20 protein-coding genes, 1 pseudogene and 1 riboswitch are annotated in these 24,790 nt (G+C 44.6%); of the genes and pseudogenes, 2 read left to right on the plus strand and 19 right to left on the minus strand.

The annotated features are described in order from the left end of the window. Positions 1 to 9: 9 nt before the first annotated feature. The 19 genes and pseudogenes from E0E47_RS02815 to E0E47_RS02900 form a co-directional block, all read right to left on the minus strand. Positions 10 to 642: a thiamine phosphate synthase gene (locus tag E0E47_RS02815; protein ID WP_130892817.1), complete on the minus strand. Its 633-nt coding sequence runs from the start codon at positions 640 to 642 to the stop codon at positions 10 to 12. A 65-nt stretch (positions 643 to 707) separates the two neighbouring features. Then, positions 708 to 806, minus strand: a riboswitch (TPP riboswitch). Between the two features lie 240 nt (positions 807 to 1,046). Further along, a complete protein-coding gene (locus tag E0E47_RS02820; RefSeq protein WP_130892818.1) occupies positions 1,047 to 2,024 on the minus strand; it encodes an Rpn family recombination-promoting nuclease/putative transposase in 978 nt (325 codons plus the stop codon). An 80-nt stretch (positions 2,025 to 2,104) separates the two neighbouring features. Beyond that, positions 2,105 to 4,408 carry a DEAD/DEAH box helicase gene (locus tag E0E47_RS02825; RefSeq protein WP_130892819.1) on the minus strand — a complete coding sequence of 768 codons (2,304 nt, stop codon included), beginning with the start codon at positions 4,406 to 4,408 and terminating at the stop codon, positions 2,105 to 2,107. Position 4,409: 1 nt separating this feature from the next. Next, positions 4,410 to 4,877 (minus strand): glycosyltransferase, encoded by a 468-nt coding sequence (locus E0E47_RS02830; protein WP_008626737.1) that lies wholly within the window; start codon positions 4,875 to 4,877, stop codon positions 4,410 to 4,412. A gap of 62 nt (positions 4,878 to 4,939) precedes the next feature. Beyond that, entirely contained in the window at positions 4,940 to 5,392 is a 453-nt protein-coding gene (locus E0E47_RS02835; protein ID WP_040602754.1) for an oligosaccharide biosynthesis protein Alg14, read from the minus strand. 108 nt (positions 5,393 to 5,500) lie between these two features. Further along, positions 5,501 to 6,391: an ATP-grasp fold amidoligase family protein gene (locus tag E0E47_RS02840; protein ID WP_008626741.1), complete on the minus strand. Its 891-nt coding sequence runs from the start codon at positions 6,389 to 6,391 to the stop codon at positions 5,501 to 5,503. 7 nt (positions 6,392 to 6,398) lie between these two features. After that, a complete protein-coding gene (locus tag E0E47_RS02845) occupies positions 6,399 to 7,568 on the minus strand; it encodes a pyridoxal phosphate-dependent aminotransferase (RefSeq protein WP_130892820.1) in 1,170 nt (389 codons plus the stop codon). Positions 7,569 to 7,620: 52 nt separating this feature from the next. Further along, positions 7,621 to 8,442 carry a glycosyltransferase gene (locus E0E47_RS02850; protein ID WP_172604639.1) on the minus strand — a complete coding sequence of 274 codons (822 nt, stop codon included), beginning with the start codon at positions 8,440 to 8,442 and terminating at the stop codon, positions 7,621 to 7,623. Between the two features lie 293 nt (positions 8,443 to 8,735). Next, entirely contained in the window at positions 8,736 to 9,284 is a 549-nt protein-coding gene (locus tag E0E47_RS02855) for a serine O-acetyltransferase (RefSeq protein ID WP_130892822.1), read from the minus strand. A 5-nt stretch (positions 9,285 to 9,289) separates the two neighbouring features. Then, positions 9,290 to 9,955 carry a glycoside hydrolase family 99-like domain-containing protein gene (locus tag E0E47_RS17755; protein WP_130892823.1) on the minus strand — a complete coding sequence of 222 codons (666 nt, stop codon included), beginning with the start codon at positions 9,953 to 9,955 and terminating at the stop codon, positions 9,290 to 9,292. An 8-nt stretch (positions 9,956 to 9,963) separates the two neighbouring features. Continuing rightward, positions 9,964 to 11,175, minus strand: coding sequence for a polysaccharide pyruvyl transferase family protein (locus E0E47_RS02865; protein WP_130892824.1), 1,212 nt, complete (start codon positions 11,173 to 11,175; stop codon positions 9,964 to 9,966). Positions 11,176 to 11,196: 21 nt separating this feature from the next. Continuing rightward, a complete protein-coding gene (locus tag E0E47_RS02870; RefSeq protein ID WP_130892825.1) occupies positions 11,197 to 12,180 on the minus strand; it encodes an acyltransferase family protein in 984 nt (327 codons plus the stop codon). Positions 12,181 to 12,213: 33 nt separating this feature from the next. After that, positions 12,214 to 13,167 carry a Coenzyme F420 hydrogenase/dehydrogenase, beta subunit C-terminal domain gene (locus E0E47_RS02875; protein WP_130892826.1) on the minus strand — a complete coding sequence of 318 codons (954 nt, stop codon included), beginning with the start codon at positions 13,165 to 13,167 and terminating at the stop codon, positions 12,214 to 12,216. Beyond that, on the minus strand, positions 13,164 to 14,477 hold the full coding sequence (locus tag E0E47_RS02880) for a flippase (protein WP_130892827.1): 1,314 nt from the start codon (positions 14,475 to 14,477) through the stop codon (positions 13,164 to 13,166). Before E0E47_RS02880 ends, E0E47_RS02875 begins: the two co-directional genes overlap by 4 nt. 90 nt (positions 14,478 to 14,567) lie before the next feature. After that, positions 14,568 to 15,497 (minus strand): TIR domain-containing protein, encoded by a 930-nt coding sequence (locus E0E47_RS02885; protein ID WP_130892828.1) that lies wholly within the window; start codon positions 15,495 to 15,497, stop codon positions 14,568 to 14,570. A 46-nt stretch (positions 15,498 to 15,543) separates the two neighbouring features. Next, positions 15,544 to 16,794 (minus strand): nucleotide sugar dehydrogenase, encoded by a 1,251-nt coding sequence (locus tag E0E47_RS02890; RefSeq protein ID WP_130892829.1) that lies wholly within the window; start codon positions 16,792 to 16,794, stop codon positions 15,544 to 15,546. 304 nt (positions 16,795 to 17,098) lie between these two features. Then, a pseudogene (locus E0E47_RS17865) lies at positions 17,099 to 17,191 on the minus strand (PD-(D/E)XK nuclease domain-containing protein); the annotation flags it as partial. Between the two features lie 66 nt (positions 17,192 to 17,257). Beyond that, positions 17,258 to 17,788, minus strand: a complete 531-nt coding sequence (locus tag E0E47_RS02895; protein WP_008630318.1) for a UpxY family transcription antiterminator — start codon at positions 17,786 to 17,788, stop codon at positions 17,258 to 17,260. A gap of 812 nt (positions 17,789 to 18,600) precedes the next feature. Then, positions 18,601 to 20,265 carry a glycoside hydrolase family 43 protein gene (locus E0E47_RS02900; protein WP_130892830.1) on the minus strand — a complete coding sequence of 555 codons (1,665 nt, stop codon included), beginning with the start codon at positions 20,263 to 20,265 and terminating at the stop codon, positions 18,601 to 18,603. A 336-nt stretch (positions 20,266 to 20,601) separates the two neighbouring features. On the opposite strand from E0E47_RS02900, the gene E0E47_RS02910 reads away from it, so the two are divergent. Both E0E47_RS02910 and E0E47_RS02915 read left to right on the plus strand, forming a co-directional pair. Next, entirely contained in the window at positions 20,602 to 22,131 is a 1,530-nt protein-coding gene (locus tag E0E47_RS02910; protein WP_130892831.1) for a glycoside hydrolase family 43 protein, read from the plus strand. 98 nt (positions 22,132 to 22,229) lie between these two features. Next, complete coding sequence (locus tag E0E47_RS02915) at positions 22,230 to 24,779, plus strand: fasciclin domain-containing protein (RefSeq protein ID WP_130892832.1); 2,550 nt, start codon at positions 22,230 to 22,232, stop codon at positions 24,777 to 24,779. The last annotated feature ends 11 nt before the right edge of the window (positions 24,780 to 24,790 follow it).

Genomic DNA, 24,790 nt, shown 5'->3' on the forward strand with positions numbered 1-24,790 from the left:
CTTTTTGTTTTATGATTGTTGTATGTTCAATATTCTCAGGATGTTCTGGGTTTCTTCTGTGGGATTTCCAGCTTTCAGGATCGTGCCGCTCAGGGCAATGCCGTCCACGCCCGTTTCCATCAATGCCGGGATGTCCTCTTTTGTGATACCACCGATGGCAATCAGTGGCAGCGAAATGCCTTTCTTTTTCATGCCGTCCAAGATTCGGCGATACCCTTCCAAACCGAGGGTCGGGGCGAGCTTTTCTTTCGTTGTGGTAAAACGGAACGGGCCGCAACCGATGTAATCTGCTCCCCGTGCGGCATGCAACATCACGTCTTCCAATGTGTTGGCCGTTCCGCCGATGATGCGGTCTTGTCCCAAAAGCCTACGGGCTTCGTCGATGGGCATGTCGCTTTTCCCGAGATGGACGCCGTCGGCATGCAAGACATCCACCCATTCCACATGGTCGTCTAAGATGAAGGTGGCACCATACCGGCGGCACAGAGCTTCCACTTCCGCGCCCGTCCGCATCCATTCCTCGGGCGATGCGTCCTTCATCCGGAGTTGAATCCAACGGCAACCGCCTTCCAGTGCCAGGCGTGCGGCATCGGCGTAACCGTACTGTTCCGTGTAATGTGTGATAAATTGTAAGTTCTGCATATATACCCTTTCTCTTAAATAAAGGTTACGACAAAAAGGGAGAGAAGAATATGCTGTGATATATGTCTCTTGTCAGGCACAATCCCTTCGGCAGCATTACCTGCATCAGGTTCACAGGGTATAATCTCAGCCGCCCAACCAGGCAAGCACCCCTTTGTAATAGCAAAGATACGCATAATAATTAATATGAGAAGATGAAAAAAGATTTTTATTGGGAATATGAGATAAATCGAGATTTTCCGTGTCTGGCATTTTTCAGCACAAGTTGGTTGACTGAAATGTCCCATGCGAACTATTTTCCTGTTTTCATTGAATAAAGTAGGGTGCAGACGAAAAAGCGGTTGTCCTCACAATCATAGGACAACCGCTTGAGGTTGACAAACGTTTGCAGTCGAACAAAAAGTTTAGCGCAAAATATTCAGTATATCCTCTATTGTAAGTCCGGTGGCTCGTGAGATGTCTTCTGTTGGGAAGCCCATGGATTTTAGATTACGTGCAGTTGCCAGAATAGCTTCGGCTCTACCTTCGGCCAATCCTTTGGCACGTCCTTCTGCTATCCCTTCAGCTCTTCCTTCAGCTCTACCTTCAGCTCTTCCTTCAGCTCTTCCTTCAGCTCTTCCTTCGGCTCTTCCTTCGGTCAGTCCTTCCAGTTTGGCTGTGCTCAACACGTCATTCTGTATCATAATGGCATTGAGATGTTCGTCATAGGCATACCGTTCACCAGGCGTCATGCTGTAGTACTTCAGTTTCTCCCGTGCTTCGCTCAACCCCGGAGTTTTCGTATCCGGCTCGATTTCTCCGGTTTTCAGGTAGTTCACCCATTCTTCCAGTGGCGTCTTTGCGACCTTGTCGAACTCGTTCACGCGGATGATGTAATATTCCGGGAAGATCTCCCTTGGGTATTTGGGCAGGATGGCATCCTCCTGCTTGGTCGAGATTTGCAGTTCATCGGAAGTGTGTACGCCGATGAAACGGTTCTGCCCGTGGTAGAGGTAGTCGTTGCCCTTTCCCAAATCGAAATAGACGATGCTGATGGAGTACACCTTCTTGATGTTTCCATAGCTCTCGCCTAATGAAATGTGTTCGGTGATGGTCTTGGCCACGCCGTAGAGAATGCGTTCCAGATAATAAACCTCCCGCGTGTTCTGCACCTCCACGAGTATGATTTCTCCCTTGCTGTTTTTGGCCTTGATGTCCACGCGGTTGAACTTGTCGGTTTCGGCCAATTGGTTTCCCTCACTTTCCAGTATTTCCACGATTTGCGTCTTGTCCTCGAAGAGCACGGTGAGCAGCCCTTCCAGCACGGCGAAGTTGGCCTTGTCGCGTAGCATCCGCTTGATGGCCCAGTCGAATCGTATGTATCTGTCCTTTAACTTGCCCATAAGAATCTTGTTTTAGGGTTTATGCCAATACAAAGGAACGGATTTATCGTAAGAAATCAAAGTAATACCAAAGGAAAATACTATAATTTTATGGTTTTTGTCTTTCCCGGTATGATTGTCAGGTTGGCCGTTCCGTTGTCTTTTATTTCCACGTTTATATATCGGGCCTCTACCACGACTTTCCCGTCCAACATGATGATACCCCACTGGTTCGGGTTTTCTTCCATTGCGCAATAGTTGCCTATCGGCTTTTGGATACGGCGGTAGATGGGTGGTACGATGATACGCTCGCCCGATTTCAGTCCCCATTTCAGTCCGGACTTGAACGGCACAGCGTTTTGTAAGGTGGCCAACCGTTCTTTCTGTTTCTTTTCTTGCGTACGTTGTTTGTCCGCTTGCTTTTGGGCGGCACATTCCCTTGCTTCGGACATCAGTTTTGATACAGCAGCCTTGAAGTTCTCCGTTTGCGTCTCGGGAGTCATGCAGGCGATATACCGTTTTTCTTTACCGGCTTCTGCATGGTAGTATCTTCCTTCTCCGTCGGCAATCACGATGCTTCCGTCTGGCAGTTTTCCACAAAACCGATAATAGCTATCCTCGTCATTTTCCAATATGCAAACATAGTCCTTGTTCAAGGAGTCTTCCGTGCTTTCTACATATTTAAATTCGGGAGTGATGAAAGGATCGTAAATGAGCAGATAGAAGCCCCTTGAAAAAAAATCGTGCCGGTCGATGCCCGAACGGTTCACATAGGCATGCTTCGTACGGCTGTAGAACATGCGGCCTACTTGGAGTATTTCTATTTGGCCGAATTTCATTACAATCGGCTTGTCCGGGTAGTATTGGTTGCACCTTAAATCTATGTAGGACGTTTTGTCATTCCGGTCTGTTACGGCCACGATGTTGTCCGGCAAGAATTTCATACGCTTGTACCTGTCGGTTTTCATCCGTATTCTTCCGTTCTTGTCTACGATAGCTGTGCGGCAGTCCTCGAACTGTACGGCAGCAAGATTATCTTTTACGTCGAACAAAGTGGAATATTGTGCTTTTGCGGTGATGGTCTGCCCGCATTTTAATCCCCAGAGACCGTTTTGGCGGTCTTTGAACGGTTTTAGTTTTTCCTGTAGTGGAGTATTATTGTCCGTGGGAGACTTGCTTTTGTTCAGGTAATCCCATAATATTTCATGCGACATGACCATTTCGAGCGGCTCATTGGAGCATCCCGTTGGGGCTTTTTCTTGCTTTGCAGCCAAGTATTCCGTTTTCTTACAAGTTGTACGGTAGCCTTTTCCGGCCAACCGTCCTTCAAACATGGCCTTCCAGTCCCGGTAGGCCGTGGGCAGTCCGAACAGGCGGTACAGACCCACGTTATCTATCAGCATGCAAGTGTCTTTACCCGTTGCTTTCCGCAGTCCGCGCCCTACTTGTTGTAAGTATTTGGCCAACGAAAGGGTAGGGCGGGCCATCTGTATGAACTCCACGTCCGGGCAGTCGAAACCCTCGCTGAATACATCCACATTCACCAATACTTGTATCTTGCCCCGTTTGAAATTTTCTATAAGTTGTTTACGTTGCCGTGTAGGAGTCTTACTGTCAATCGCCACGCTGTTTATTCCACGCTGCCGGTAGAAACCGGCAATACTCCGTGCATGGCTGATGCAGATAGCATACACGATGCCTTTCTTTCCATCGGCATATTGCCGTACGCTTTCGTACAGCTGTTCGATACAGGGTTTGCGGTTCAGCACCTCGTTCATTTCTTTCGTTTGTAAATCACCATCCGCCCCACGTTTTGACAAGTTTTCTATCAATCGTTGGGATTTGCTGCCCGGACGGATGGATACGTAGTCGAAGGCTGACAGCCATCCTTGCCGGATAAAATCGGCAATGCTGTCCGAAGTAACCAGTTCGTCAAACAAGTCCGTGAATCCCCTACGGCTCATCCGGCAAGGGGTAGCCGTCAAGCCCAATTTTTTTGCCTCAGGATGACGTAGCCACAACTCCTTATACGTTTTAGCCAGTGCATGGTGAGCCTCGTCAATGACGATAAGGTTTGGGGATTCGTGAAAGTCAGCGAGATGACGCGACAGCCATTGGATGGACATGGCCCTTACCCTTCCGTCTTCCTTCGGGATGCTTGGGATGCCGTATCGTTCCATGGTTTCCTCAATCTGCTCCACCAGTTCGCGGCGGTGTGCCACAATCCAGACACACCGTTTCCCATCCTCTTTCAGGCTGTCATAAATGATGGATGCCAACAGATGGGTTTTTCCCGTACCTGTTGGCATCTGGAGCATGATGCTTTTGTGCGATTTCCAAGCTTCAAGTACATGCGTTTTGATGTACTTTTGATAATCGCGAAGATGACTGTGGGGGCGAGTCATACTATCCTATGACCTTGCATAATTCATCTATCAGACTTTTGCTTGCAATATCTCCCAAATCATGCAAGGGTCTTAGATTCCGGGTTGTCAACAACTCTTTTAGTTCTTTTGCGTCGGTTGCCACGTACACATAGCCGAGTTCTTTCATCTTCTGGGCTGTGGCCAACTGATGCTCGTTGCGATGTTCACCCCATGCGGCTATGCGTGGAAAGATTATAATAGGCTTGTGTTGGCGCATGGCGGAAATAATAGTACCCATACCGGCATGGGCCACAATGAGGCGTGCCTTGCTGAATAGTTTGTTAAACTCATCGGGCGGTAAAAATTCTATGGTACGGATGTTTTGAGCCACATATTCACTTTTGTACACTTGCGCGATGATTTCCTCATCCAAATGCGCGGCCACTTCATCAATGATTTTCACGAAACGGTCGAATGGGGCCTGAGTACCGATAGTGCAAAATATCATAATCGGGAAATATTAAAGTAACAATAAGTCAAAGAACGGGGGAGCAACGGGCGGTTTTGCCTTTAATCACCAAAGATGTTTCCGGCATAATGCACCTGTGCAGAAGCAAGACCCGGCCATTGGGTGTACACGTGGGTTGCGAATTTACGTGCTAATTTTCCACAAGCACTCATGGTTTGTACATTGGCTACAGAGTCAATCCAGATGGTCTTAGTTCTGGTCATTCTGCCTAAAATAATGGTAAGCAGTCCCGGAGCCGCACCTGTTGTGACGATGGCAGTGGGGCGTTCTTTGAGCAAAATCCCCAAAATATTGAAGGAAGCCGGTAACATTTTCCAAGCATTCCAACGGCTGAAATCCATCATGGTATGAAACCGGCAAGTGCCGACCATGGATTTACATTTAGGGTGGGTTGACATGTACACCACTTCATAGCGTTCTTCTAAAGGACGGGCAATGCGGAGGAGTTGTACCCAATGGCCTCCGATAGAGGCGACGGCGAGGATTTTCTTCATTAGTCTTTGTGTTAATTGTAGCATTTGCAAAATGTTGTATATCCATATTAAAGTATGTGGACAAAACATGCCTAATAAGGAGTTTTTGTTGGAAATACCTCCATTGGCTTATACGTTTTTTTCTGGCAAGACAAGAAGTTCCCCCAATTTAAAATCCCAATCGTCTGGGGTGAAGTGTATATGTCCGGTTCCGGGAGTGTATGTCATTTCACCAAAGAATATTTCATCATTCTGGTCTATGTAAAAGTCGACACGAACAAAAGGAGTGCCCTTTGCCAATTTGCGAGCCATTTCTATCATGCTGTCAAATTTTGCAGGCTTTTTAATGTTTGCGTTCGGGTCATTTTTAGAAGTCATGTAGAAGTCCACAAAATTCCAATTCAAATCATACACATTGAGCTTATGTCCCACAAATCGGTCATAGTCCACTTCTATGTAGGTTGGTTCCCCATTGAAACAGAAAACTTTATAATCCTTTAACTGCCATCCTGTATCATCTACCATGTATTTCTCTGCAAGAACAACCGGTTTGACATTCTTGTAAGCATATTCACGTGTCCTATAATAGAAGTTTTTCTTTAGGCTTTTCATGATTTTCTTTCTGGCGGCATACTTGTCTAATTTTGATTTGTCTGTACATATCACAAGACCCCCCGAATCGTGATTGCATTTGAGTACAAACTGGTCTGGTAAGGAATCAAAATCAATCTTGTCAAAACTATCCCATGCCCCGTAAGTAGGTATGATATGATTCTCCCCAATGATTTTTGCAACGATTGGTTTTACTCTATATTTGTCTACCATGTCGGTGTATGACCAATCGTGATAGTTCAACAAAAGCCATTGCAATTTGTCGTTGAACCTTTTAGGAGTTTTGAGATTAACACTTCTGTGATGGCTTAGGAAATAAGTAAACCTAATCCAAGTTTCATCGTTTTTTATGTATGGTGATATAAATGTTATCACATCTTCACATAAGGTTTTGAACCACTTTTTCATGTCTCGTTTAATTTAATTCTTCAACAAACGTAACCAGTCTATTCATGCCTTCACGTATTTTGGATTCATCTAATGTAAATGCAATACGTATGAAGTCATCACAAATCTTTCCGTATGCTATTCCCGGAACCACTGCCACTTGTTTTCTTTTGAGTAATTCATACGCGAATTCTTCTGATTTCATGTCTGTCTTGCTGATATCAATCATCGCGTAGAAAGTGGCATCGACTGTTGCAGGTTTTATTTTCTTTGTCCGGCTCAACGTTTCCATCAAAACGTCTCTCCTGTTCTTGAAAACGGTAGCCATTTCCGTGGAGTAATCGATATCTGTGCGCAATGCCTCTATTGCCGCATATTGTGATGGCAGTGGAGCACAGGCGGCTACGTTCTCTTGCAATTTGGTCATAGCGGTGATTATTTTCCGGTTGGCCGCCACATACCCTATACGCCATCCTGTCATACAAAACTCTTTAGAAAGACTGTTAATAAAAATTGTCCGTTCTTTCATATCAGGGAGCGATGCTATGCTTTTGGGACGCATATTCCCATTATATACCAGACTTTTATATACTTCATCGGTAATCACCATAAGATTTTTTTCTTTTGAAACTTCTGCAATTTGGGAGATGAATTCTTGGCTGAATATTTTGCCCGTGGGGTTACAAGGTGTATTGAGTATGATTGCTACCGTTTTGGGGGTTATCGCTTCCTTGATTTTATTCACGGAACATTTGAATTCTTTGATGTGGTCATAGTCTTCCACGATAACCGGTACGCCGCCACACATCTCAACCATCTGTTTATAATTCACATAATAAGGGGCAGGTATTATAACTTCATCTCCAGGGTCGATAGTAGCTAACAATGAGAGGTATAGGCCTTCCATAGCACCGACACTTACCAATATTTCATTTTCTGGAGAATATGTCAGTTGTTCTTTCTTGAATATGTAATTTGCGATGGCTTGGCGTAAGTCAATCAGGCCTGCGTTTTGTGAGTAACGCGTCTTGTTTTCCATAATAGCTTTGCATCCGGCTTCTTTGATTGGGGTTGGAGTCGGAATGTCGGGGTCTCCTAAGGTGAAGTCTATCACATCTTCATATTCCTTGGCCATATTGAATAATTTCCTAGTCAAGGATGGCTGAATATTTGTAGCCGCTTTTGAAATCTTAATCATATACGTTTGTTTTTATGATTTTGGATAATTATCGTTTTGGAATGTTCGTCATTTATACCAAATTGAGCTTTTTGAGCAGTTCTTTTGTTATTACCTTATTTACGTCATAGGTTTCTGCGTTTTGTTGGCACTTCAAGGCCATCTTTCCTATGTCATAGCATCCTTCAATACACTTTTTCATTTTGTCGCATAATGCAGGGATGTTATGTACCGGAATGAAAAGAGCGGTTTCTCCCTCGGTCATAAACTGTTTGTTGTGTGCCCAATCTGTGACAATCATAGGGATACCGCTTATAAATGCATCAATAAATACCCCTGCGAAACCTTCGCCTTTCCAATAGGTCGGGAACAACATCAGGTCGTATTGGGATAACTTGTCATAACCGTTTTCGTTTTGCAGGTTAAGGAAACCTCGGTAGTTCACGTTTTGTAAGGGTTCTATTTTTTGAAAAAAGTCAGTCTTGTAGGTTTCAGCGATTTTTCCATAAAAGTCTATGGTATATTTGTCTTTAAATCCCGTAGCATTGAGTTGTCGGGCTGCTTCTATAATGTAATCGCAACCTTTTTCTTTCATAATTCTGCTAAGAAATACGAAACGTAACGGGCGTGTTATTTCCTTTTTCCATTCATTTATACGTTCCTTTATGTTGGGGTAATAAGTGATAGGTTTAAAGTTTGGAAGTTGAAAAACATTTTTTACGCCGCAATCGGTCAGTTGCTGTACCATTAGATTACTCTCAACGATTGTCCAGTCTATATAACCGATTATGTCTTTATCAAATATGCCGTTTTTGACTTTTTCACCGAGAGTTCCGCCTATAACCCAATGAATCGTGGGTTGTTTCCATTTCACTTTTTTCATCAACTTCATCATCGGGTACACGTTTACCGTACTGGTCGAGAATATGATGGTGTCTTTTTTATGTATTACCAAATTCCAAATCAGCTGTAAAAACACCCAAGGATGCCTTTTCCAGTTCTTGAAGTCTACACATCTGCACTTCACTCCCAGTTCTTCCAACTTGTGTATCATCAGTTGGTTCTTCATTGTTTCCCCGCAATCTGCAGGTTTGTCTTTGTTTATCCAACCGATAATAATTATTCCGTTCATTGTTTGTTTCCTGTTATATTGTATCTTTAAAGGGCATAAAAAGAGTAAAATTGCTTTTAATCTACTAATACCCAAGGCTCGTTTGTGTGATTCCTCCGTTTGATTATTTTTGCAGGCACACCGGCAACGATGCTATGGCTCGGCACGTCCTTTACGACTACTGCATTTGCACCGATTATGACATCGTCCCCAATTGTTATGGGGCCGAGTACTTTTGCTCCGGCTGCAATCCATACGTTGTTCCCGATAGTAGGGATTCCTCCATTTGCCCATCCTATCGTGACTTGTTGGTTAACCATGCAGTTCATGCCCATTTCTTTCACAAGAATCATAGTGCTGAAACCGTGCATTATTCTCAATCCCCCTCCAATACCCCCCCCGTTTTTATTTTTTTTGCAAACTATATATAAGTTTAAATGGTAGGCTGTGGGGTATGTGAATATTCTCATCCATCCGAGTCCCCCGGATTTTAATCTGAAATCAATGAGCCTTCTGTATTCCGCATATTTGAAGAACAGAAGTAAGAATGAGGTTGTTCCGGAGGGAATATTTTTCCATTTGCACCAAGCTTGAAAGTCTTGCCTGAGTTCTTTTAAGGTCACCATAGGTTCTATTTTACGAGTTTTCCCAAAATATCAATGTAACCATGGCCGAATTTTAAATCCGGTTCCATGTAATTTCCTTCTCCCCATTCGTTCCAACTCTGTAAGAACAAAATCTTGTGCTCGTCTTGTTTGTCCTTTATTAAGTCAAGTGCTTGCTCGACCATTTTCCCAAATAGTTTCGGAGTAGAACCGTGCCAGATGTTATTTGTCTTCTTTCCTGAACGTGGGCTACGGTCAAAATTCGGGATAATGGTTGGATATATGTTTTCCATTTTGTCTGCATACAATGTCGCGAGTGCGTCCGAATTGTCAAAACTAAATGTTTTTACCAGATGGATGGCGTTTTCAAAAAAAGGTATGATGGAGATTAAACAGAAAAATAAGATTATTCTTTCAAAAAAGAACTTGTTTCTTATCGTAATCGTGGAATATCTATCATCGATATATCCAAATGGAATGATTGAAATAGCAAGGCATGTGGCGAAAAAGATGTATGGAATTATTGTAATCTTATTATATTCTTGCGAGGCTGTATAGAATATAATGGAAAATATGGATGAAAGCATCCATATGAACATTATATAACGAAGGCATGCTTTATCTTTCCTGTAGCAAGAAACCAATATAAAAAGAATAACATGAAATATAGAAAAAGCAACAACGACAGGCATATTGATAATTATTGTAAAAGTTGTGACGCTTCTGAGAAACAAGACATGGCTATGGCATGTGCATGGTCTGCGTATTCTTTCAAATTTTCTCTCGAAGGTTGGTTACCGGTGATTACCTGTTCAAATTTGGCGAAATCAAACTTGTGTATGGAAGCTTCCGTATTGAATTCAAATGAACGTCCTTTTATGCCTAAGATTTCCAACATGCCTGCTATCTTATGTTCGTAACTTAATGCGATTACAGGAATACGGTTGTTGATACCGAACACGATAGAGTGGTAACGTGTACCTATTATCATTTGGGCATCCTTAATTATATTTTGTTGGATGTCAGAACTGTATGTGTCCGGAAATACTATGATTCGTGATGGATTTTCCGTTTCTTTCTTTAACCTCTTGAAGTATAGGTAATCGTTCTTTTTTCCTGCATTATAAAGCTGTGGGAGCATGACGATGTTATAGTTGGTCTTTTGGATTATGATGTCAATCATTTTTAGGTAACATTTGTCAATAACGTCCTGTGGCATGTTTGTGAATGACGGATGCCATGTTAGTTGGTTGGGTACAAACACGATATATTTTTGTTTGCCTAAGTCTGTCCTGACACTGTCAGGTAATGTGGCATCGGGCGTGTCTAAAAAGGCGGAATCAATGGATTTTATGTATTTTATGCCAAGTTTGTTTGCCAAATCCATGCTTCGGGCATCTCTCAATGACAAGAAGTCCATCTTTTTAAGTATTTCTTTTGCTCTTGTGCAGAAGATATGTTGTAATATGTTTCGAGGGTTAAATGGTCCTATTGAGCGTGAGTAGTAAATGACGGGCTTATTGTAATGCTTGCATAACATCATGTTATACAAGTGCGACCAATTATAAAATCCGCCTAGGCAGATTCCCCCAGGGGCGCAAAGCACTATGTCTGCTTCTTGTATGTATTGTATTAGTTTCCGGTTACTGGGAATAATACGACTCCAGAACATCATGCCCGAACAAGCAGAAAATATGCGGCTTTTGCGATATCCTTTATTGGTGTTAATGTTGATATATTTGTTTTGTGGGTTATCTACTTTGATTTGTTTGATAGTTCCTTCTTTCACGTTCTCAAGCAAAATCATGACAGAGGCATTGGGTACATTCTTATTGAGTGTGCGGATAAGGCTTCTGTGTGCAGCTTCGTCACCTCGGTTGTATACAGGTTGGTTTAAAAGTAATATTTTCATTGTTTATGTTGTTATGATTTTTTATATTTTCTTTTTACCTACTAGGAAAGGGGCGTATTTGTTGATGAGGGATGATATTCCGAGTAAGATAAATGATTGTACAGTACATAATAGAATAGGATAAATCCATTGGCTTCCATTTAAAAATTCAAAATGCCTGAACAGAAGCATTGTTATAGCCAAAGCCTTTCCATTAAAGGCAAAAAAAGCTAATGAATTCTTTCCTTGCCTTTCAAAAAAAGAACAAGGGTATAAGCATGAAATAGCACAAATGGCAATTATTCCAATAAGTGACAGAATGATGAATAGCAAGGGGGCGTTGTAATAATTGTATGCAAAATGAAATTCCATGTTTGTGTTTAGCTGTAAGGCAAAATCTACACAGATATATAATATAAGTAAGGAAATCCCTGTTTTCCTGCTTATTTGTATGGCTTTGCCATCAGTGAATTCTTTCGTTATATTTCCTACGATAAAGTAAGCCAATGCAAAAAGAGCTATGTCGCAATAGTAAGGGCAGGTATATGATACAGTGTTTCTTATCAGATAAACTGAAGGCAGCAGTATTATTGCTGTTGCAATTTTGCTTTTTAAGTTTTTCATGTAAATATGGTGGAGCAAAATGAAATACAATTGCACCATAATAATACATGAAACGAACCACAAGTCATAACCATATACAATCCTGAGTATTCGATTGCTGATGATGTCGTAATTGCCATTGAGTAATGCCTTCCAGTTATCGAGGCCTATGAAGGCAAGCAGGAAACACAAGAGGAAATATGGAATGATTAAGTTTCTTACCAATTTCAAAATATCCGTTTTGATGTCCTTGTGGCAATTGAACAAATATCCAGACAAGAAAAAAAATAGGGCCAAAAAGAATGGCGTGTAAATCATTTGTAGATAAGTGTGTTCTAATTTGCAGTGTGCCAATAAAACACAGAAAACACAAATTCCGCGGGCATTGTCAATCCATCTTATCCTTGTTTTCTTTGTTTGCATAGGATTATTCTTAGTTGATATATTCTTAATGTTTTATTTTCGTTTTTCTTTTAAAAGCATTGTCTTCTCAAAGCAATTTTTAATTTTGCAATGGAACGACAATAAGCCTATGTCAAGCACTAAAAATCTATACCAACGTTTTGTACAAAGTTGGCGAAAGAACTTTATTCTGTCAGGGTGGTGTCTATAACTTTCTTTTCTGTCCAATGTGGATTTTTGGGATAATATAACTTGCTGCCAAGAGATCTCATTTGCATGAATATAGTTATCATTTTGGGCTTGAGTTAGGATGCGATTTCCAGTCTCAGAGAAGCAAGTGGCTAAAGTCATGCCGATTTTTTCTGATGATATATATTCTTTTAGCCATGGATCTGCGAGTGCGATATCACTATGTTGGTTTAATGTGTCTTTGCACATGAAACATTTTGGACGAATAAATAGGCGTGAATGGAAGATTCTATTCCAAATGGAAGCGTTATTGGCTATGAAGGTCTTTTTGTTGACTTTCGTCTTTATTGTGATTCCGCTTGGCCATCCGTTTCCTCTATATTGGATATGGCAGACATTTTGTTCTTTTATATTGATTCGTTTTAATAAATACTTGGTCGCATCAAGTGTTTGTTGCGAAGAGCAAGTTAACCCGATTATGAATACTTTGTGACCATATCTTTCACAAATTGATTTTATGGCCTTGGTTTGGCAAGGTAAAGCGAAACAAGCAAGTGTTCCCTTTATCTCATTTTGGTGAGATTTGACAAACCCGATTAAATCTATTTCTTGATAAATTGAGCCACAAATTTGGTATTCGTCAAATGAGTGAATTATTTTAGGAACATATCTTAGTGTAATAGGGTCAAACTCGAAAGATATGGATGTGCCAATAAGTTTGTTGTCGAATAACCATTTGATAATGGTAGTTCCTATTCCTCCAGACGTGGCTTTATATCTGATGTCGGAGTTTGTGGAATATCCGATATAACTTTTCATTTTCTTATCATTCTTTTAAAATAACGTAATTCTTTCCAACCTAATAATATGGCATAGAGTTGTAGCTTCATGACGTTGTGGTAGGTGGGAATCAACAGGTTTGCGAAGCATCCGGTGAACAATACCGTGATTATTGTGACGTATGAGGAACCGATGATTCCATATTGGGGAATTAGGAAATAGTTTAGCAACACACATAGGATACAACCTAATATATTTCGTATGAAGGCCCATTTTTGTATGTGTTCCATGATGATGATTTGTCCTCCGGCAGATGACAACGCCATTCCTACAGCCTTGAACGCCATGATTTGCAAAACAGGGATGGCTGGAGCGTACTGGATGCCGTATGTGTATGTGATGAGCCAATAAGAGAGCGATGATACCATTACGGACATGATGATAGCCGTCCATGTGGTAATGCTTACGAATGTCTTCTTTTTAACTTCGTATGTTTCCGGCTTGTTTTCTTTCTCCCTTACCAACATCGGGGTGACAGTCTGCACCAAAACCATAGGGAGGAACACAATCAAGTCTACGAACTTTCCGGCTGTGGCGAAATAACCGACTTCAGTTTTGTTTATCATGTCACCAATCATGACTTGGTCTATGCGTTGGTAAATGATGACAGCGGCACCGGATAGGACGAGGGGAAATGATTCTTTTAGGATAAAAGGCACTAAAGTCTTGTCGAAATGCCATTTTCGGATGGAACCGACAGTGGATTTATAACTAAGGTAATATCCGCTTGCAACCAATGCCGTATCAAATATTTGTGCATAAATAAAGTATTCCAAAGGTGCTTTAATCCAAAGCAACAGGATTTTGATTCCTGCACCGACGAATGTACGGTACATTTCGGATTTTACAATATATTTGTTTTGGACTATGGATGTGAAATAGTTACGTAACAGATTCCCTGTACCGGTGAACAGGGTCAGTCCATAAGCTAACACCATCAGGGAGGTAAACTTGTCTGTTTGGAAGTAGAACAAAGATATGGCAATGACGATATAAGCTATTGTAGCAAAAAACATTCTCAAGCAAAAACATGTCCCCATGATGGCATCCTTTTTGTCATTCTGCCGGGACAGCTCACGTATTTCGATGTTGTCCATGCCGAATGTCGCAATAATGGAGAAAATGGCTACATAACTAATTACATAGTTCATGAGACCATAACTTTCCGGGCCGAGATATCTGGCGACCAATATTCCGACGAAAAGCGCACTCGCCATATTGACGGCCTTGCCTCCTAAAGACCATGCTACATTTGAGACGATTTTCTTTTGTGAATTAGATAAGTTCATGGCTAAAGCAGTTCAACTCTCTTGGTTACAGTCGTAAATATTGGGATTTGCTAATTTGGGATGCTTACGGTTTGAAATTAAGTTTATCGATCATGCCAACTTGTTCAAATCCACATCAAGCCCGGCTGCTTTCATTTCTTTGGCGACAGCAATCTGCCATGCTCCCTTGTCGTCAAACGACACATATACGATGCCGGACATGTCGCCGGGAAATTCTACATCAGAATCCACCAAGGCGCATACGTTTTGTCGCCCTAACAAGGCACACATATAACCGTGTTCAAAAACCACATTTTGCCGGGCGCGGGGATTCAGATGTTCATTGGCATGCAATTTGTCATTTCCTAAATCACATGCTGTGTATAGGATTATGGCAAAGGCCAAATCATTGGCTTCACGTTCGATTTTCTCAATGATGGTACATCCGGCATTGGGCTGTTTGAAAAGGACAACGGGAGTGTATCCCAAGGTCTTGATAAACAATTCGACTTGTGACCTTATGGCCGTGTCGTGTCCGTGTACAATGAAAACGCGTTTTGAATCTGGATGGAAACTTTTCTTTTCAGTCCTCTCTACTTGTACGGTGAGAGTGGGTAATAATGGGATTTTCAGAACCAGGGTTTCCAAATATTCGATTTTACTTTTAAGTTCGTCCTGATATTCTTGAACGAGATTTTCATTTCCTATGGAAATCAGGTATTGGCCACTGTTGATGTAATCACGTTGGTATTCATTGTTGGGGATGTCAAATGCTTGTTTTAATAGCTCACTGTTATAATCAGTCCATTGCTTGAACTCTGAAATCCATTTTTCTTGTTCTTCTGTCGGTTCTGTTCTTGCTTTCCTTGTCATATAGCCATATTCTCTATACGCATCAGGAATATTGGGAACAGAAGCTTTTATTAAAGGTAGCTTTTTGCCAATTTCTATCCTCTCAGAAAGTTGCGATAGGAACTGTTCTTTTTCCAATACAAGTCTTGCTTTTTCAACGGGTCTATTTGTTCCTTTTCGGTTCGCCATAAACGATTATATTAAGCTTGTTTAAAGTTATTTCTAATTAAAAAGTTTAGTCCCTCCTAAAAATATCTCGTGTATAAACTTTCTCCTCCACATCATCCAGGCAAGCATCATATCGGTTGGCAATGATGGCATGGCTCTGTGCCTTGAAAGCATCCAGGTCGTTCACCACCTTGCTGCCGAAGAACGTGCTGCCATCTTCCAACGTGGGTTCGTAGATGATGACCTCCGCACCTTTGGCCTTGATGCGCTTCATCACGCCCTGGATGCTCGACTGGCGGAAGTTGTCCGAGTTCGACTTCATCGTCAGGCGGTACACGCCGATGACACACTTCCGCTCTTCGGACGGGTTGAAGTCCCCACGGTTGTAGTAGTCGTAGTAACCGGCCGTGTGCAGTACGCGGTCGGCAATGAAATCCTTACGGGTTTTATTGCTTTCCACGATGGCTTGGATGAGGTTTTCCGGAACATCCTGATAATTGGCCAACAGTTGCTTGGTGTCCTTGGGCAGGCAGTAGCCGCCGTAACCGAACGAAGGGTTGTTGTAATGGCTTCCGATGCGTGGGTCAAGGCTTACGCCGTTGATGATGGCTTTCGTGTCCAGACCCTTCATCTCGGCATACGTGTCCAGTTCGTTGAAGTAGGAGACCCGCAAGGCCAGGTAGGTGTTGGCAAAGAGTTTCACGGCCTCGGCTTCGGTCAGGCCCATGAACAGCGTGTCGATGTCTTCCTTGATGGCTCCTTCTTGCAGGAGGGCTGCAAAATCATGTGCGGCCTCGTTCAACCGGGCATCCCCTTCGGGACGGCCCACGATGATGCGGCTAGGGTAGAGGTTGTCATACAGGGCTTTGCTTTCGCGCAGGAATTCGGGCGAGAAGATGACGTTTTTCGTACCCAACTTCTTGCGCACGCTTTCCGTATACCCCACGGGAATGGTACTTTTAATGACCATTATCGCATGGGGATTGACTTCCTTCACTAACTCGATGACTTCCTCCACATGGTTGGTGTCGAAGTAGTTCTTCACCGGGTCGTAGTTTGTCGGTGCGGCAATGACCACGAAGTCCGCACCGGCGTAGGCTTTGGCTCCGTCGAGCGTGGCTGTCAGGTTCAGTTCCTTTTCGGCCAGATACTTCTCGATGTATTCGTCCTGAATGGGTGACTTACGTCGGTTGATCAGGTCCACCTTTTCGGGGATGACATCCACGGCCGTTACTTGATGGTGTTGGCTTAGGAGTGTGGCGATACTAAGCCCTACGTAACCGGTTCCGGCTACGGCTATTTTCATATCCTTTTTCATTTGATGAGTATAGATTTATTACCTTACTTTGCGAACGAGCAAAGTAAGGCTACAATGTTTCACTTATTCTTTGGATTCCGGACAAACATGCCTCTTTCTTCCTCTACAAGGAGTTTTGTCGGGAAAAGGGTTCGCATCCTTCATACTTTTTGTATATCAGCATATTAAGGTGAATCCTGTCATAAAAAAGCCTTCACAAGCCTTTCACTTTTGAAGCTTACGAAAATGTTACTATGATCTATCATTCAATAGGTTAAGGTGAAATCTTTTGCTCCCCATTCGGAAAGCACGTGTCATCGGCGGTTTATCCGATCACCCAATCTTTCAGCGTATGCCGTTCCATGTCAAAGTTGATTCCGATTTTCACCACGGGCAGGCCGCACAAGGCGAAACGTTCGGATGTGCAATAGCAAAGGTACAAAAATGAAGTGTGGCGTAAAAACATTATTGCGGAAATCTTCGCTTACAGAAGCTGTATGAATTCCGGTTCTACCTCCACGGCGGCTGCCAACAACATAGGCAGTTCCACTAACAGGCGTTTCACGGTAGTGCCACGTACTGTGACGAGGCTGCCTTCGTAGCCGTGGAGCGGACCGCCGATGATGCGTATTCTGCGGTTGCGCATGGCCGGGGTGATTTCTTCGGGACGGTAGTATTTGGAAGAGATGGAGGAGGACACGGCACGGATGAAACAGTCCATGTCGGCTTCGCGTACGGTCATGGGTTCCTTGAAGCCACCATGCACGTAACGGTATTGCAATCTGAGGCCGGGTGCCATGAACGGGTCGAGCACGTCGTGTGTGCTGTGGGCAAAAAGCAAGTCACGCATGTAGGGCACATCTTTCCATTCTTGTTTTCCACCCTGCGTCACAACTTTTCTGACTAACGGTGTGAAACATTTTATTCCTTTTCCCGTCAATTTATCAAAAGCCGATAGCTTGGAGTTGGGACGGCTTAGGTCGCGCAAGACATACCATTGAGGCGTTTCGTCCATCTTTCTCAAAGGGGTACTTTTATTACTCCAACTTGTCTTTGCATTTTCTTGTTAGACAAGTTGTTATGTGGATGTTTCCAAAATATATGGGATTTTGAATCGCAATCCATTACGTTTTTCAACCGTATGTTTGTCATTCCGTTTTCCCTCGGCACTTGCATGCTGTTCATGTGGTCTATCTCTTCACAAGAGATGAACTAATTAGAGCTTTTGATGCGTAAGATGCTGTATTCCATTCGATTAGTTGGTTTATCAGAATCAGCTTTTATTTGTTTTTCGTTGAGCAAACACGATTTTGCAAAACAATGAACGGAAAACAAATGCAATTTTTTTCGTTGTTACTTAGCACTTTATTGACTTTTTTTGTATATCTTTGCGACGTGGTTCATCTCTTGTGAAGAGATAGGCCCATTCCCCCAATCTTTTTTTCATCCCCTTACACAGGGAGTTTCCAAAAACATGTTTCATCTTTCAGGATTCACCGTAACTATTTGGTATAAAGCGTATTGGCGGGCTGAACGATAAAAAGGCCATCTTTCAGCCTCTTGTCATGTAGAAGAACGGAAATCAATCTGCGCCAAACGAAAAATCATTCGGCTGAGAATGATTTTTCGTTTGGCGCAGAAAAAAAGTGTGTCATGACGAGATCGGTTTCCACCTCTCTGCAAGGCATGGCTGAAATATGGGCTGAAAGATAGCCGGATGAAAGTTCAGCTTATAAGTGATTTGTTATAAGTGTGTTATAATGTAACCTGAAAGATGAAACATGTTTTTGGAAATTCTCTCTGTAGAGGCTTTTACGGAAAATATCTTTATCTTGAAGGATTGTCCGATGTGGCGTATAAGCCTATGCAGGCACCGATAAAACCGCCGGAACGGTTCGTACTCAGGTTGACGGCATCTACGCCTCGGGCCATCAGCATCCAATGGCTGCCGGTGGAGTAGTAGAAATCATAATAACGGCCTTTGCCACAGATTTTCAGTTTGACGGGAGCGGCGGTTTCTTTTTCGTCCAAGAACACTGTGCTTATGCGTACCATTTCCTTTTCCGACCGGGTCAGCGTGAGGGCAGGCTTGCCGCCTACCAACGTCTTTCCGAACACGAAATTGTATTCCTCGTTTTGCAACAGGGTGAAACCGGCCAATTCCTTGGCAGAACGGGGTGTGAATGTTACCTCCGTTTCGGCAGTGAACGTGTGGTGCTGCTGCCGTGCGAATAGGGCTGAGGGGGATTCCTTTTGCGAGATATTCACTGGTTTGGCATGGAGGGCCAATCCCTTTCCGTCGAGGGTGTAAAAGTCCGACGGGTTGCGCAAGAACATCCAACGGATGTCCAACGTGTCCGAGGCGAAGCGGTCGCAATATCCGAAGTTTCCCGTCAGGTGGTTTTCCTTGGGTTGCAACCCTTCCTTTTCGTTGACCGTGGGGATGGCCTTGTCCTTTTCCAAGATGGTCGGCCATCCGTTCTCCCAACTTACCGGCAAGAGGTAAGTGTCCCGCCCCGTATTGTAGAAGTCTTCCTCATACGGGCGGCAAGCCAGGAACACGGCATACCAGTCACCGTCCGGCGTGGACACGAGGTCAGCGTGTCCGGCACTGGTCACGATGTCCGGCCGCTGTGGGTCCAATCCCGTGCGTTGTGTCAGTATGGGGTTGCCATCGGTGAACTCTTCCCAAGGGCCTTCCGGTTTCTTCGAACGGAAGATGACTTCGGAGTGCCATGCGCCCGTACCTCCTTCGGCGCACATCAGGTAATAATATTTGCCGATGCGGTACAAGTGTGGGCCCTCTATCCAGATAGGATTCTCCTGCACATGGCTGCCCGAACGTACGATTTCGATTGGGTCGCCCACCACGCTGTCGCCTTCCACGTCGAAATAGTGGAGCATGATGCTGCGTTCGCCTTCGTATACATGTCCGCCTACCGGTTCGTCGTTATTTACGATATATCCGCGTCCGTCCTTGTCGAAAAAGAAAGAGGGGTCGATGCCTCCCACTTTGGGCAGGTAAATGGGTTCGCTCCACCCTTTGGCCGGGTCTTTCGTCTTTACGAAGAAATTTCCGGCTCCCACGTTGGTCGTGATCATGTAGAAGGTCTTGTTCTTTTCGTTGTAAGTGATGGCCGGCGCGAAGATGCCTCCCGACACGTTTTGGCGGTCAAGCGGGAGCTGCGACTTGCGGTCGAGCACATGTCCCAGTTGTGTCCAGTTCACGAGGTCCTTGCTCGTGAAGATGGGCACGCCGGGGAAAAACGAGAAAGAAGAGTTGACCAAATAATAGGTGTCCCCCTTGCGGCAGATGGAAGGGTCGGGATAGAACCCGGCCAGAATCGGATTGAAGTACTGGTTGTGCGGATTGATTTCCTTGTTGAAACGGCTGTCATCCCCATTGTATGAGAAATAGTTGAAATGTGCCGTTTGTGCTGTGCCAACCATATTGGCCATCATCAGGATAGAGAGAGATAATACATGTTTCATTGTTTATACTATATACTTTTTTATTTGTTGACTTCAAGTGTTTGCGTTTTTCCCCTCTTCAATACCTATGTGGGGTAATTTCGGCAAATGTTGCAAATATAGGAATGACATCGTTTCGTGTTTTTATTTGATGTCGCAGATGTTTTATGTCATGTATCAATGCGGTGTGCTTTCGTTTTTTTACCGGTGTGCTTCCTTTATTTTAAATGGTTGGCAGTATCCGTTTGTGGTAGGATTGGACATGGAGCAAATCTTCTGTTACATAGAAAGAAAAGCGTTGCCGGAATAATGATTAAGTTTGCCATCGTTCATTTATATGTTTAAAAACCAAAGAGAATGAAAAAGAATCTTTTTGCATGGGCTGTCGCCTGCATGTTGGCTGCCGGAGAGGCCGGGGCGCAGAATCCTATCATACAGACACGTTACACGGCCGACCCGGCAGCCTGCGTTTATGGGGATACCCTCTATCTTTATACCAGTGTGGACAACGAGGAGGGGGAAAGCTACCAGAAAACCATTTGGCAACTGTACACAACCACGGACATGGTGAACTGGACCGACTGCGGCACGGTGGCGTCGTTGGCTGATTTCAGTTGGGCCGGTGACAACGGGGCGTGGGCGCCCCATGTGGTTCCGCGTGACGGGAAATGGTACATGTATGTCCCGATCCACATGCGGGGTATCGGTGTGTTGGTGGGGCAGTCTCCTTGCGGGCCTTGGCGGGATCCGTTGCAACGCGCCCTTATCAACCATGACATACGCGACATCGACCCGACCGTTTTTATTGATGACGACGGGCAGGCTTACTTGTATTGGGGAAATAACGGGCTGTGGTATGTGAAGCTGACCCGGAGCATGGTAGACTACAATGGCGAAATCATGGAAATTCCTTTGACGGAAGAGACGGTGGGCGGATATGAAGAGAAATACAAGGACGAGAACGGTGAGGAACAAACCCGTCTGGTGGGCGTTGACAAGTATGAGGAAGGGCCTTGGGCGTATAAACGTGGAGAAAAATACTATCTGGTTTATGCCGCAGGCGGGATTCCCGAACATTTGTCTTATTCAATGAGCGATTCGCCTACTGGCCCATGGAAATATCAAGGACGCATCATGGACTCTCCCGACGGGAGTTTTACGACCCACCCATCCGTGGTGGATTTCAAGGGACGTAGCTACATTTTCTATCATAATGGCAAACTTAAGGGAGGAAGCGGTTTCCGGCGTTCGGTCTGCGTGGAGCAATTCGAGTATAATGCGGATGGTACGATTCCCCATATCCCGATGACCAAGAAAGGGGTATCTGAGCCGGTGGCCCATGTGTCGCCCTACGCCCGGCAGGAGGCCGAGATGATAGCTTTGTCGGTAGGGGTACGTACGGCACAGGATGAAAGCCGGGGTGTCTATTTGGATTCGCTCGACATGGGGGATTATGTGAAGGTGAAAGCCGTGGATTTCGGCGAGGAAGGGGCGCGGAGCGTACGGCTGTGCGTACGGCAGCGGGAGAATGACGGGTTCATACAGGTGTGTATCGATAGCCAGTCGAATGTGGTGGCCACGGTAGACGTGTCCGGTGTGCAGGATTGGGTGGAACTGGCCGCCGACCTGAACGAGGTGGTCACCGGGGTGCACGACATATATTTCCGTTTCCGTGCCACGGATACTGGGAAGCGGAATGAACTCATGCAATTCGACTATTGGTACTTTTTGCCACAGACGGTGTCGGGTGTGGAATCCCGTGAAGCCGTAACCGGTAGCCGGGACGGGGTGTCCGGACCGTACGACTTGTCCGGGCGGCGTATTGCGCAGCCGGGAAGAGGCATATATATAAAAGGTGGAAAAAAATACGTGGGACAGCCTTTTTGATTCATGCCGCAAACAACGTGCGACATAAAATAAAGTGCTAATGGCTATTTCAGCCTACCTTTACGCTTGGAAATAGAATTTAACCAATAAAAACAAAAATGAAAAATAGTCTTTGTCATCGATTTAAAGTAAAGACCTTTGCGGCGGCTGCCTTGTTGGCGGCGTTTGGAATGCAATCGTGTCAGGACGAAAACCTGGTCGGGCAACCCACGTGGCTGAATAATTCCATTTATGGCTGGTTGCAGGAACAAGGTAATTATGAATACACGCTTCGTCTCATCAACGATTTGAACATGGCAAGCGTTTTGAACCAAACAGGAAGCAAGACCTTGTTTGCTGCTGACGATGCGGCTTTTGAAGCTTTTTTCAAAGAGAACGGTTGGAACGTGAAGAACTATGGGCAGTTGTCCGTGGCCCAGAAAAAGATGTTGCTCAACAGTTCCATGGTGAACAATGCTTACCTGATAGAGCTGCTGTCGAACGTCCCGGGCAATCCTCCGCAAGAGGGGATGTGCATGCGCCGCGAGGTGGCGTTGAGCGTCTACGATTCCGTGGCACGGATCATGCCGGAGGACATGCCCCAAACCAAATATTGGAATAAGGTGCGCGGACGTAAAGACGGGGTTCTCCTGATGCGGGACAACAGCAGTGCGCCCATGATACACTTGTTGCCAAGGTTCATGAAGACCAACAACATCACGGATGGCGACTTGGCCAAGTTGACGAATGGCAAATCCTTGTCTGCGGCAGAGTCGTGGGTGAACGGCATAAAGGTGTTGGCTCCCACGGACATCACGTGCAAGAACGGCTACGTGCAAAAGGTGGAGGAAGTAATCACGCCGGCAGACAACATGGCGGAAATCATCCATAAGCATCCCGTCATGAGCGAGTGGGCCAAACTGTTGGATTTGTACAGTGCCCCTATTTATGACGCTGCTGCCACACGGGAATACAACCGGCTGTATAATACGTCGGATTCTGTCTATGTGTTGCGTTATTTCGCGAAGCAAGCCAATGGCGGGTCGAATTTGCAGGATCCCGATAACATACAGAACCAAGTGCCCGGTTATTTGGAATTCGACCCGGAGTGGAACCAGTATATGTACACTAACACCTATAACAAGACGCTGAACTATGATTGCGGTGCCATGTTGGTGCCAACCGATGCGGCTTTGGAAAAGTGGTGGGACGGAGAAGGCAAGGCGCTCCAGGATGTGTATGACTCTTTGGTCAACGTGGACATCAATGTGTTGAACAAATTAATCAATGTCAACATGATTACTTCATTCGTCGACCATGTGCCGTCCAAGTTCGAGAGTATCACCAACGATGCCAAAGTGAGCATGGGAGTAAAGGAAGAGGATGTGGACAGTTGTTTTATGGGGTGTAACGGGGTGGTTTACCTGACGAATAAGGTCTTTGCCCCGGCTGCCTATCGTTCCGTTTCTTTTCCGGCCTTGGTGCGTCGCAACACCACCATGGGCGTGGTGTACTGGGCCATCGAGCAATTAGGGTTGGATGCCTACCTGAATTCAATGGATACGCGTTACAGCCTGATACTTCCCACGAATGAAGCTTTTTTGAAGTATGTGGATCCCTGCACCTATGGCAAAGGGACATCTACGCTTTATGAGTTCTTTTGGGATACTGACAGGCAGAACGTGGGAGCTTACAAATACCAGTATGATATGGCCACGGGGACGATTTTGGATCCCGATAATAAAGAAACCGTTTATGCCAACAGTTCTTCCGGCAAGGACAATGACGCGGTCATGAACCGCCTGAGCGACATCATGGAAAATGTAATTGTCGTGGGTGACATTGAGGACGGGCATACTTATTACAAGACGAAAGGCGGAGGGACTATCAAGGTGGAAGGGCACGGAACTGATATCAAAATCAGCGGTGGCTTGCAGATTGAGCAAAATGCTCCTCTCAGTGTTTCTACGATTTATGACCAGACGGAAAACGGTAACGGAAAAGCCTACGTGATTGATGATGAGATCTTGATGACAAGCCGTAAGTCTGTTTACCAGACATTGACAGAACATGAGGAGTATTCCCGCTTCCTGGAACTGTTGAGCGGCGGCGACCCGGATTCGACGGATTATAACTTGCTGACATCCCAAATAGATGACAAGTATTCCTGTGTAGACCAGAACATACGCCTGTTCGAGACATACAATTACACGGTCTATGTGCCGACCAACAAGGCCATAGAGGAATTGCACGAGAAAGGTGTCCTTCCGTATTGGGAAGACTTTGATAATGCGACCGACCCCGATGCCCGTTACAGGATTAAAAACAGGATTGTGAATTTCTTGCGTTACCATATACAGGATAATTCCGTGTACATTGGTGACGGGAGCGAAAGCGGGGTCAAATATGAAACGGCCAAGCTGAATCCGGCCAATCGGCGTTTTTACAGTGTGACAGTGGACAAGGAGGGCAATGACGGCATGACGGTGACCGACAACCTCGGACGGACACGGCGCGTGGTGACCACCGAAGGGCTTTACAACAACATGTGCCGTGAATATGCTTTCGATACGGGGAAGAACACCATATACACCTCGTCATACGCCGTGGTGCATTTGATTGACGGGGCATTGATGTATGACGAAGAGCAAATGGAGAAATATGAATAACAGGTAATGTC

Source organism: Paraprevotella xylaniphila YIT 11841, assembly GCF_900683745.1.
In the GTDB taxonomy this organism is placed as follows: Bacteria; Bacteroidota; Bacteroidia; order Bacteroidales; family Bacteroidaceae; genus Paraprevotella; species Paraprevotella xylaniphila.

Coding starts and splice junctions, on each gene's coding strand:
- E0E47_RS02830 (WP_008626737.1), bottom strand. CDS start 4,877: ATGATATTTTGCACTATCGGTACTCAGGCCCCATTCGACCGTTTCGTG.
- E0E47_RS17755 (WP_130892823.1), bottom strand. CDS start 9,955: ATGCCTGTCGTTGTTGCTTTTTCTATATTTCATGTTATTCTTTTTATA.
- E0E47_RS02850 (WP_172604639.1), bottom strand. CDS start 8,442: ATGATGAAGTTGATGAAAAAAGTGAAATGGAAACAACCCACGATTCAT.
- E0E47_RS02915 (WP_130892832.1), top strand. CDS start 22,230: ATGAAAAATAGTCTTTGTCATCGATTTAAAGTAAAGACCTTTGCGGCG.
- E0E47_RS02880 (WP_130892827.1), bottom strand. CDS start 14,477: ATGAACTTATCTAATTCACAAAAGAAAATCGTCTCAAATGTAGCATGG.
- E0E47_RS02885 (WP_130892828.1), bottom strand. CDS start 15,497: ATGGCGAACCGAAAAGGAACAAATAGACCCGTTGAAAAAGCAAGACTT.
- E0E47_RS02910 (WP_130892831.1), top strand. CDS start 20,602: ATGAAAAAGAATCTTTTTGCATGGGCTGTCGCCTGCATGTTGGCTGCC.
- E0E47_RS02895 (WP_008630318.1), bottom strand. CDS start 17,788: ATGGACGAAACGCCTCAATGGTATGTCTTGCGCGACCTAAGCCGTCCC.
- E0E47_RS02820 (WP_130892818.1), bottom strand. CDS start 2,024: ATGGGCAAGTTAAAGGACAGATACATACGATTCGACTGGGCCATCAAG.
- E0E47_RS02840 (WP_008626741.1), bottom strand. CDS start 6,391: ATGAAAAAGTGGTTCAAAACCTTATGTGAAGATGTGATAACATTTATA.
- E0E47_RS02870 (WP_130892825.1), bottom strand. CDS start 12,180: ATGCAAACAAAGAAAACAAGGATAAGATGGATTGACAATGCCCGCGGA.
- E0E47_RS02815 (WP_130892817.1), bottom strand. CDS start 642: ATGCAGAACTTACAATTTATCACACATTACACGGAACAGTACGGTTAC.
- E0E47_RS02825 (WP_130892819.1), bottom strand. CDS start 4,408: ATGACTCGCCCCCACAGTCATCTTCGCGATTATCAAAAGTACATCAAA.
- E0E47_RS02900 (WP_130892830.1), bottom strand. CDS start 20,265: ATGAAACATGTATTATCTCTCTCTATCCTGATGATGGCCAATATGGTT.
- E0E47_RS02855 (WP_130892822.1), bottom strand. CDS start 9,284: ATGGTGACCTTAAAAGAACTCAGGCAAGACTTTCAAGCTTGGTGCAAA.
- E0E47_RS02845 (WP_130892820.1), bottom strand. CDS start 7,568: ATGATTAAGATTTCAAAAGCGGCTACAAATATTCAGCCATCCTTGACT.
- E0E47_RS02835 (WP_040602754.1), bottom strand. CDS start 5,392: ATGAAGAAAATCCTCGCCGTCGCCTCTATCGGAGGCCATTGGGTACAA.
- E0E47_RS02890 (WP_130892829.1), bottom strand. CDS start 16,794: ATGAAAAAGGATATGAAAATAGCCGTAGCCGGAACCGGTTACGTAGGG.
- E0E47_RS02875 (WP_130892826.1), bottom strand. CDS start 13,167: ATGAAAAGTTATATCGGATATTCCACAAACTCCGACATCAGATATAAA.
- E0E47_RS02865 (WP_130892824.1), bottom strand. CDS start 11,175: ATGAAAATATTACTTTTAAACCAACCTGTATACAACCGAGGTGACGAA.